Raw genomic sequence first — 10,622 nt, 5'->3', positions numbered from 1 at the left:
CCCGCGCGCCCTGCAGCCACTTGCCGAACTGGCCGTCCTTGACGTGTTCGGGGTACCAGGTGATCTGCTGGTTGAGTTCGACCATGCGGTCGCGGAATTCGGTGACCGCGACGAACCACGACGACACGGCCCGGTAGATCAGCGGATTGCGGCACCGCCAGCAGTGCGGGTAGGGGTGCTCGTAGGTCTCGTGGCGGACCAGTACGGCGCCGTTGGCCGCCGCCGGGCCGCTCTGGTTTTTCAGGTCGCGGATGATGTGCGGATTCGCGTCAAAGACGCGCTGCCCCTGGTAATCCGGGACGCTTGCGTCGAACCGGCCCTTCGAATCGACCGGGGTGACGGGCACGATGCCGGCCGCATCACAGGTCGCCATGTCGTCCTCGCCGTAGGCCGGCGCCATGTGCACGATCCCGGTGCCGTCCTCGGTGGTCACGAATTGACCAGGCAGCACCCGGAATGCGTTGGGGGTGTCCATGAAATATGGGAACGGCGGAACGTAGCGCAGACCAAGCAGGTCCGCGCCCCGATAGGTACCCAGCACGTCCGGCTCTTCACCCAATTCCCGCGCGTACGCGGCCAGCCGCGCCTCCGCCAGCACGAAGCGGCGGCCGTCCGCCTCGACCGCCACGTAGGTCACCTCGGGGTTCACGGCCACCGCGAGGTTCGACGGCAGCGTCCACGGTGTCGTCGTCCACACCAACAGATAGGCGCCGTCGAGCTCACCCCCGGCCACCTTGAAACCGACCGTCAGGGCCGGGTCCTGGCGGCTCTGGTAGACGTCGTCGTCCATCCGCAATTCGTGGTTGGACAGCGGGGTTTCGTCGCGCCAGCAGTACGGCAGCACCCGATAGCCCTCATACGCCAGGCCCTTGTCCCACAGCTGTTTGAACGCCCAGATCACCGACTCCATGTAGCTGGGATCCAGCGTCTTGTAGTCGTTGTCGAAGTCGACCCAGCGGGCCTGGCGCGTCACGTACGCCTGCCACTCGTCGGTGTAGCGCAGCACCGATTCGCGGCAGGCGTCGTTGAACGCGGCGATCCCCATGTCGTCGATCTGGGACTTGTCGTTGATGCCGAGCTGGCGTTCGACCTCCAGTTCGGCGGGCAGCCCGTGGGTATCCCAGCCGAACCGGCGCTCCACCTTGTAGCCGCGCATGGTGCGATACCGCGGCACGATGTCCTTGACGTACCCGGTGAGCAGGTGACCGTAGTGGGGCAGCCCGTTGGCGAACGGCGGCCCGTCGTAGAACACGTACTCCGGAGCGCCGTCGCGGCGGGCGATGCTGGCGCGGAAGGTGTCGTCACGGGCCCAGTAGTCGAGAACCTCGACTTCGAGAGCCGGAAAATCGGGCGCCCCACCGGCCAGCTTCGGGTACGCCTTGACGTCAGCGTTCTCGGTCACGGTCTGTGTCGTCTCCTGTGGCCATCATGCTCAGGCCGGGGACGACGACGCGCAAGGTGCGCGAGCGCCGCGGTACCACCCCGCTTGCCGCGCTCTCGCGCGACCGCTCGTGAGGGCTGTGACGGGCCTACCCGTTCGGTTCTACTGAGCCTGCCGGCCGTTCTTCCGAAGGCTCCCCGGTGATCGCCGGATCGATGCCAGTGTCTCGATTCTACGGAACCCGGCACTCCAAGGGGCTACCTGGTCTCAGGGAAGACCTGCGGCCGGGTAGCCCCTTGGAGTGGAGGCAGTTAGGCCCGGACATCGAGTACGCCGACGCGCCACAGCGCGGCGTACACGTGTCGCACCCCGATGGCCAAGAAGTGGGCGGCGCCGTCCACCAGCGGGTCGCTGATGACGATGGTCGTGCCCTCACGACGCGTTGTCTTCTTGGGCGCGGGGGCCGGGGTCGTGTCGCGCACCACGGTCAGCTTGCGGGCGGGCGCGACGGTTACCACTTCGTCGTGCAGAACTGCGGTCATGATCGTCTCCTGACGGAACTCAAACGAACGTTGACTGGACTGACGTGTCCCATCCCGTTGTGGTTCCGATCCGAGAACGCTTGGCGGGTAAGCCGATTAGCGTTGCGGCGACTCAGCCGAGAACGTCGCGCTTCAGGTCGGATCGGGACGGAACACGGCCCGGACTTCGATCCGGACTATCGCTGGAACTCATACGTCCCTCACCTCCTCGACGTCACGACGCGTGCGGTTGCCCGCGCGATCCACGCGCACCAAAAGGAGTACAGAAACCGGCGAGTCGCCGGAGATCCGCACCCCTCTCGTCAGAGCTTTGGCACTACACGACGTGTCCGATTCCTCGGAAGCCACCTGGGCTCAACCCTTAAGCCGGGAGGAGCTGTCCTGACCCGGGGCGTCTTTCGACGTTCGGGGTCAGTGGCCTGTATTCGTGTAGACGCCTCACCTAACGAGGTGCATACGCGACCGATCATGCATGACCGCCATGACACGGTCAATGTGATCTCGTCGATGTGGCCGAATCTTTATGCAGTCATTACGCGGGCACACAGGATTTAACAAGTTTCACCGGCGCAGCGTGGGCGCAACCCGTCGAGCACCAGCGCCACCACGAAATCGGCCACTTGAGCAGCGGTGACGCCGTCGTCGGTGCTCAGCCGCCGTTGCGCCAGCTGGGCCACCAGCGCCGCAAGCGTGTACGCCACCATGCGTGGCGGAGCGGTGACCACCTCGCCGCGCTCCTGGGCGGCGACGATGAAGCTTTCGATGTCGTCGATGAACCGCTCGTAGATCCCGACGAGATGCTTTTCGAAGCGCTCGCCCAGCGCGCAGGGATCCCGCAGCAACAGCTTGACCGTCGCCTTGTCGGACTCGAAGAACTCCAGCGTCGCCCGCACCGCGACCCGAAGCGACTCCTCCTGCCCGGCGTTCTCAGCCGGAGTCCCCAACGCCGCCGCAACATGGGCGCGCAGCGCGCCCTCCTCGGCCGCCATCAACGCGTGGAACAGCTCGTCCTTGGAGTCGAAGTACCAATAGACCGAGCCGTAGGCCAGGCCGGCGCGCCTCGCGATGTCGGCAATCGTCGTCGCATGAAAACCCTTGCGCGCGAACACGTCTTTGGCGGCCGACATGATCTGCTCGCGCCGCTGCGACTTGTCCTCGTCGCTGACCGCGCGGCGCCGGCGGGTCGCGCTGGTCACGTACCGACCAGGCCGTCGAGCCGGCCGATGGTGTCGATGAACTCCTCCACCATGTCGAGCACCACCGAGCGGACCGGGCGGACCCGGTCGAGCGAACCGACCACCTGGCCGACGAAGTACGTTGCCAGCTCACGCGCCTTGGAGTCCGGATTGGTCGCGGCCTGGTTGATGCGCACCTGAGAGCCGGTGACCAGCGCGGTCTGCAGCGGCATGCCGAGCGGATCGGGGGTGTCGGGCCGCTCCCACTCGTCGGTCCAGGCCGTGCGCAGCATTCGCGCCGGCTTTCCGGTCATCGACCGGGAGCGCACCGTGTCCGAGGAGCTGGCCGCCAAGAACTTCTCCTTGACGACGGGGACCGTCTCGGCCTCTTCGGTGGTCAGCCACACCGATCCGCACCACACCCCTTCGGCCCCCAGCGCCAGGGCGGCGGCGACCTGGCGGCCCCGGGCGATCCCGCCGGCCGCGAGAACCGGGACCGGCGACACGGCGTCCACCACCTCGGGGACCAGCACCATGGTTGCCACCTCGCCGGTGTGGCCGCCCGCCTCGGTGCCCTGCGCGACGACCAGGTCCACGCCCGCGGCCGCGTGCCGACGCGCGTGTTGCGTGGTGCCCGCGAGCGCGGCCACCACGACGCCCCGGTCGTGGGCGCGCTGGACGAGGTCGGCGGGCGGCGGCCCGAGCGCGCTGGCGATCAGCCGGATGTCGTGCTCGAACGCCACGTCGAGCAGCGGCTCGTAGCCCTTGGGCGAGATGTTCAGGCCCCCGGCCGACGCCCTGGGCTCCTCGGCGGCGGCAACGACGCCGTAGCGGGACAGGATGTCCTCGACGAACGCGCGGTGCTCCTCGGGCAGCAGCTCGCGCGCCTGTTTGGCGTCGATCCCGCCCTGCTCGGCGCCGACGTACTTGGGCGGCAACAGCAGGTCGACGCCGTAGGGCTTGCCGCCCGTCTGCTCCTCGATCCAGGTGAGCTCGTTGTGCAGGCGCTGGGGACTGTGCGCGACGGCGCCGAGGATGCCGAACCCGCCGGCGTTGGTTACCGCGGCGACCACGTCGCGACAGTGGCTGAAGGCACAGATCGGAAACTCAACGCCGAGCATCTCGGCGACCCTGGTTCGCATTGCAAGACGCTAAGAGTTTATTGACTGATAAGTCAATCGGTTAGGGCGACCGGCCGTCCGGCGGCCAGCTGGACACGCCCTCTTCCAAGGGGACCTGGAGGCTGCGCAGGATCGACGCGACCATTCGCCACGCCCCGATGGCGGTGACAAGCTCGATGAGAACCGTTGTATCGCCGTGCAATTCGTGCTCGCACGCGGCCCAGCTCTCGGCGCTCACCGCGCCGTCGCGCACCACGTCGTCGGTGGCCGCCAGCACCGCGCGCTCGGCCGGCCCGAAGCCCTCATACCCTCGCCAATCGCGCACACCGATGAGGTCGTCGGTGCTCACCCCCAACCCCGACGCGACCCGCCAATGCTGCGTCCACTCGTAGTCGCACGCGGTCAGCCAGCCGATCCGCATGATGACCAGCTCGCGCAGCCGCGGGTCGAGGGCGCCGTGCCAGAGCATTGTCGCCAGCAGGTCGTTGATGCCACGCGCCAGCGGCGGATGGTTGAGCAAAACCTGGAAGATGCTGAGCTCCGCCATGTAGTCGGGTACCGCGGCCTCGTCGGCGGCGGCTTTGGCCACGTCAAGTGGCAGTCGGGGGACCCGGGCTTGCCCAATCGGTGGGGTCATGGTGTTGAGCCCTCCGTCCACTGGTGGACACCTCGCGTTCACCGGCAATGGTAGCCAGCGGCAGCAGACGTCGGAGCCGAAGAATGATGAACGAAAAGCACGGAGCCCCAATGCCGCAACGCGGTACCGGGCGGTGAAAACCGCGGTTCCGGCGCGGGTTGCGCCGGGGCGGCGCGTGCGAATGCCTTTGGCGCCCACACGGATACCCCGGCGCCGTCGGCTCAGTGCCGGCTCGCCGCGCTGGCCCAGCCCGTCCCTCGCCAGCGAATGAATACAAAGTCGCGGGCTGCCGTGATCGGACTGTGATCGGTCCCCCTGGACGACGCCCACGCCCTGCGCCCGCCCGCACGGTTCGGCCCCGAACAGGACACGCCAATGACGACAAAGTATGAATCTCGCCACAATTCAGTTGGACTTAACTTGCAATCTTAAAGATTTCAGCGATTTCCCTGCGGAGTTTCGCAATAGCCCCTAGCATGGCGTGATTACGCATCCTCGATGCAGGGCATCGGTGCGCCCAATTTGGTCTCCGTCCCGGCCCGCGTGGGTCGGGCTGCCGCAGCCAGCCCTCGGCGGCGCGCGCTGACAACGTCCCTGGTCATGCCTGTTCGGGCAGGTAAACGCCGGACACCTTGGCGGACAGCGCCTCTGGCGTTGACGGCAGTACGACGTTATGGCCAAATACCGTCCCAAAAGTATGCGTCTGGGCCTTCGGCCAAGCCCGACGTCGACCGGCCCTGGCCAGGGCATTGTTAAATTTTTGTACGTTCGCACGATTTTTCCACGCGTGAGAAGCGAAGCCGCTACGCTGCTGATCGCGCCATGTTCTTACGGGTGGGCTTCGATCCGGGGGTCGGTGGGTTTTTTGCGCGTTGCGGCGGAGTTGCCAGCTCGCACAAAAAAATTCGACGAGATTTCTCGAAGCCCAGATAAGAGCGAGCAGCAGTGATAGGAACTTGTGGATAGGCAAGGAGAGGTGAAGGACAGTGGATAAGGCAGGCGTGACTCCGGTTGCCGTCATCGGGATGGCATGCCGGCTGCCAGGGGGTATCAACTCACCTGACCTCTTTTGGGAAGCGTTGCTCCGTGGCGACGACCTTGTCAAGGAAATTCCCGCCGAACGCTGGGACGTCGACTACTACTACGACCCCGAGCCGGGCGTCCCGGGCCGTTCGGTCTGCAAGTGGGGCTCGTTCCTGGACAACGTCGGCGACTTCGACCCCGAGTTCTTCGGCATCACCGAAAAAGAAGCCACCGCGATGGACCCCCAGCACCGGTTGCTCATGGAAACCGCGTGGGAGGCCATGGAACATGCCGGCCTCACCAAGGACACCATGGCCGAGGAAACGGGTGTCTTCGTCGGATTGAACTACGGCGACTACCAATTCGTCCACGCCGCCACCGACGCCTTTGACGGTCCCTACGGAAACCCGGGCACCATCTCCTGCATGGCGTCCGGGCGCATCGCCTACGCGCTCGGACTGCACGGTCCCGCGGTCACCATCGACACCGCGTGCTCTTCCGGCCTGTTCGCCATCCACCAGGCCTGCCGCAGCCTCAACGACGGAGAGAGCAACCTCGCGTTCGCCGGTGGCGTGAACGTGATGATGGAGCCGCGCAGGTCCGCTTCCGCCTCGGCGGGGGGCATGCTGTCGGGCACCGGGCACTGCTTCGCGTTCGACGTCAAGGCCGACGGCTTCGTCTCCGGCGAGGGCTGCGTGGTGCTGCTGCTCAAGCGCCTGACCGACGCGCAGCGCGACGGCGACCGGATCCTCGGTGTGATCCGCGCCACGGCCGCCAACCAGGACGGCCACACCATGAACATCGCGATGCCGTCCGGCGAGGCGCAGGCGGCGGTCTACCGCGCGGCGCTCGCGGCGGCGGGCGTGGACGCCAGCACCGTCGGCATGGTCGAGGCACACGGCACGGGCACCCCAGTCGGCGACCCGATCGAATACGGCAGCCTGGCCGAGGTATACGGCATCGGCAACCCCTGCGTGCTCGGCGCCTCGAAGACGAACTTCGGGCACACCCAGGCGGCCGCGGGTGCGCTGGGGATGATGAAGGCGGTTCTCTCGGTCCAGCACGGTGTGGTTCCCAAGAACCTGCACTTCGAAGGCCTGCCCGACGAAATGGCCCGGATCGACACCGGATTGTTTGTGCCGCAAGAGAATACGCCGTGGCCGCTGAATGATGGCGATCAACCGCGGCGCGCGGCAGTGTCGGCGTACGGAATCTCCGGCACCAACGTGCACGCCATCATCGAGGAAGCCCCAGAACCCTTGTCGCGCAACGGCGCGGCGACCCGGCCCGGCCGCGACGGCACGCTGCTCTTCCCACTGTCGGCCACCTCGGACGACAGCCTGCGCGAAACCGCCGCACGGCTCGCGGACTGGGTCGAGGCCCACGCCACCGAGCTGGCGGCGCCGGACCTGGCCTACACGCTGGCCCGCAAGCGGGGACACCGCTCCGTGCGCACTACCGTGCTGGCCAGCGACACTCCAGAGCTGCTGGCGGGCCTGCGGGACGTCGCCAACGGTGACGCGCTGTTTCAGGAAGTCGTCGGCCAGGAGGAGCGCGGCCCGGTCTGGGTGTTCTCCGGGCAGGGGTCGCAGTGGGCCACCATGGGCACCGACCTGCTGGCGAACGAGCCCGCCTTCGCGGCGGCCATCGCCGAGATCGAGCCGCTGATCGCCCAGGAGTCCGAGTTCTCGGTGACCGAAGCGCTGACCGCGCCCGAGAAGGTCACCGGCATCGACCGGGTGCAGCCGACGATCTTCGCCATGCAGGTCGCGCTGGCGGCCACGATGAAGTCCTACGGGGTCCGGCCCGGCGCGGTGATCGGCCATTCGATGGGCGAGTCCGCGGCGGCCGTGGTCGCCGGGGCGCTGTCGCTCGAGGACGGGGTGCGGGTCATCTGCCGCCGCTCGCGACTGATGACCAAGATCGCCGGCTCGGGCGCCATGGCATCCGTGGAACTGCCTGCCCAGCAAGTGCTTTCGGAGCTGATGGCGCGCGGCGTCAACGATGCCGTGGTGGCGGTGGTGGCCTCTCCGCAGTCCACCGTCATCGGCGGCGCGACCGACACGGTCCGCGAACTGGTGGCGGTGTGGGAGCAGCGCGAGGTGATGGCCCGCGAGGTGGCCGTCGACGTGGCGTCACATTCGCCGCAGGTCGACCCGATCCTCGACGAGCTGTACGACGTGCTGGCCGAGATCGAGCCGTTGACCCCGGAGGTCCCCTACTACTCGGCCACCTCGTTCGACCCGCGCGAGGAGCCCTACTGCGACGCCAATTACTGGGTCGACAACCTGCGTCACACGGTCCGTTTCTCGGCCGCGGTCCAGGCGGCGCTGGAAGACGGCTACCGCGTCTTCGGCGAGCTGTCGCCCCACCCGTTGCTGACCCACGCGGTGGACCAGACCGCCCGCAGCCTCGACATGACGGTGGCCGCGCTCGCCGCGATGCGGCGCGAACAGCCGCTCCCCCACGGCCTGCGCGGCTTGCTGGGTGACCTGTACGCCACCGGCGCCACGGTCGACTTCTCCGTGCTGTACCCCGGCGGGCACCTGGTCGACGCGCCGCTGCCCGCGTGGACGCACCGGTCACTGCTGTTGAGCCGCGAGGGTCACAGCTCGCGCGCGCTGGCCTCCAGCGTCGCGGTGCACCCGCTGATGGGCCAGCACGTCCGCCTGCCCGAGGAGCCGGAGCGCCACGTCTGGCAGGCCGACATCGGCACGGCGACGCTGCCCTGGCTGGCCGACCACCAGGTCCACGGCACGGCCACGCTGCCGGGTGCGGCCTACTGCGAGATGGCGCTGGCCGCCGCGCGCACCGTCTTCGGCGAGGCATCCGAGGTTCGCGACGTCCGCTTCGAGCAGATGCTGATGCTCGACGAGGAAACCCACATCAGCCTCACCGCCACCGCTGAGACGCCCGGCGCGCTCACCTTCGTGGTGGAAACCAATGAGGACGGCGTGCAGGCCCGCCGCGCGTCCGCGGTGTTGCACGACGTCGACGACGAAGACCAGCCGACCGCGCAGGACATCGACGAGCTGCTCGACGCACACCCGAGCCGCCTGGAGGGCGCCGACCTCCGCGACGCCATGGACCTGTGCGGCATCCAGTACGGTCCCGCCTTCACCGGCCTGGCCGGCGCGCACACCGCCGAGGGAACCGGCACCACGGTGCTGGCCGAGATCGGGCTGCCCAGCGTCATCCGGACCCAGCAGACGAACTACGGGGTCCACCCGGCGCTGCTCGACGCCTGCTTCCAGTCGGTCGCCGCGCATCCCAGCGTCGCGAACGCCAGCCTGGGCGGCCTGCTGTTGCCGCTCGGTGTTCGCCGGCTTCGGGTCCACGGCCCCGTGAGCACCGCCCGCTACTGCTACTCACGGGTGACCTCGGCGAGCGGCGGAGCGGTCGAGGCCGACCTCGACGTGCTGGACAAGCACGGCACCGTGCTGCTGACCGTGCGCGGGCTGCAGATGGGCACCGGCATCTCGCCGAGCGGCGAGCGGGCCAAGGTGATGGCCGAGCGCCTGCTCACGGTGGAATGGCAGCAACGCCAGCTGCCCGAGGCCGCCGCCGCCGAGACCGGCGCATGGCTGCTGATCAGCACTTCCGACGCCGCCGACCTGGTGGCCGCAGCGTTCACCGACGCGATGAAGCTGCACGACGCGGAATGCAAGACCCTGTCCTGGCCGCACCGGGCCGACCACCAGGCCATGGCCGGACGGCTGCGCGACGAGGTCGAAAAGGGCGAGTTTGCCGGCGTGGTCGTGGTGACCGAGCCGAAGAACGGCAACCCGGACGACGAAAGCGCCGTGCGTGGCGGTGATTTGGTGCACCACCTGGTGCGCATCGCCCGCGAGCTCCCGGAACTCCAGGGCGAGTCGCCCCGGTTGTTCGTCGTCACCCGGAACGCCCAAAAGGTGCTGTCGGAGGACGTTCCCAACCTCGACCAGGGCGGTCTGCGCGGCCTGCTGCGGGTGATCGGTGCCGAGCACCCGCACCTGCACACCACCCACATCGACGTCGACGAGCAGACCGGCGCCGAGCAGGTGGTGCGCCAGCTGCTGATGACGGGCCCCGGCGAGGACGAGACGGCCTGGCGCAACGACGAGTGGTACAGCGCGCGCCTGTGCCCCACCCCGCTGCGTCCCGAAGAGCGGCTGTCCACCGTCATCGACCACGAGACCGACGGCATGCGCATGCAGATCCGCACGCCGGGTGACCTGCAGACGATGGAGTTCGCCGCGTTCGACCGGGTGCCGCCGGGACCGGGGCAGATCGAGGTGGCCGTCACCGCGTCGAGCATCAACTTCGCCGACGTGCTCAACGCGTTCGGCCGTTACCAGAGCCTGGACAACATCCTGCCCCAGCTGGGCACGGACTTCGCGGGCGTGGTCACGGCCGTCGGACCCGACGTCACCAACCACAAGGTCGGTGACCACGTCGGCGGCATGTCCCCCAACGGCTGCTGGGCCACGTTCGTCACGTGTGACGCGCGCCTGGCCACCACGCTGCCCGAGGGGCTGAGCGACGCGCAGGCGGCCGCGGTGACCACCGCGCACGCCACCGCCTGGTACGGGCTGAACGAACTGGCCCGGATCAAGGCCGGCGACAAGGTGCTGATCCACTCCGGTACCGGCGGCGTCGGGCAGGCGGCGATCGCCATCGCCCGCGCGGCGGGGGCGGAGATCTTCGCCACGGCCGGCAGCGAGCAACGTCGACAGCTGTTGCGCGACATGGGAATTGAGCACG

At 68.2% G+C, this 10,622-nt stretch carries 6 protein-coding genes and 1 riboswitch; of the genes, 1 reads left to right on the top strand and 5 read right to left on the bottom strand.

The genetic code is table 11. The features are described 5' to 3' along the window. The 5 genes from A5706_RS29605 to A5706_RS29585 all read right to left on the bottom strand — a co-directional run. A partial coding sequence (locus A5706_RS29605; protein ID WP_156767405.1) for a class I tRNA ligase family protein occupies positions 1-1,402 on the bottom strand: 1,402 nt, incomplete at its 3' end. 290 nt (positions 1,403-1,692) lie between these two features. Next, positions 1,693-1,923, bottom strand: coding sequence for an Rv1535 family protein (locus tag A5706_RS29600; protein ID WP_068139423.1), 231 nt, complete (start codon positions 1,921-1,923; stop codon positions 1,693-1,695). A gap of 287 nt (positions 1,924-2,210) precedes the next feature. After that, positions 2,211-2,380: riboswitch (M-box (ykoK) riboswitch) on the bottom strand. Positions 2,381-2,474: 94 nt separating this feature from the next. Beyond that, positions 2,475-3,119 (bottom strand): TetR/AcrR family transcriptional regulator, encoded by a 645-nt coding sequence (locus A5706_RS29595; RefSeq protein ID WP_068139421.1) that lies wholly within the window; start codon positions 3,117-3,119, stop codon positions 2,475-2,477. Further along, the gene (locus A5706_RS29590) at positions 3,116-4,240 is read right to left on the bottom strand and encodes a nitronate monooxygenase family protein (protein WP_068139418.1); all 1,125 of its coding nucleotides are present in this window, start codon (positions 4,238-4,240) and stop codon (positions 3,116-3,118) included. Before A5706_RS29590 ends, A5706_RS29595 begins: the two co-directional genes overlap by 4 nt. 40 nt (positions 4,241-4,280) lie before the next feature. After that, a complete protein-coding gene (locus tag A5706_RS29585; RefSeq protein WP_156767406.1) occupies positions 4,281-4,844 on the bottom strand; it encodes a carboxymuconolactone decarboxylase family protein in 564 nt (187 codons plus the stop codon). Between the two features lie 1,037 nt (positions 4,845-5,881). Here A5706_RS29585 and A5706_RS29580 point away from each other — a divergent pair. Continuing rightward, positions 5,882-10,622 (top strand): type I polyketide synthase (locus tag A5706_RS29580; protein ID WP_231985465.1); only part of this gene is annotated, 4,741 nt, incomplete at its 3' end.

It is taken from the genome of Mycobacterium sp. E796, assembly GCF_001672815.1.
Classification (GTDB): domain Bacteria; phylum Actinomycetota; class Actinomycetes; order Mycobacteriales; family Mycobacteriaceae; genus Mycobacterium.
The sequence above is the reverse complement of the archived record's forward strand: the minus strand, read 5'-3'. Positions and strand labels throughout refer to the sequence as shown.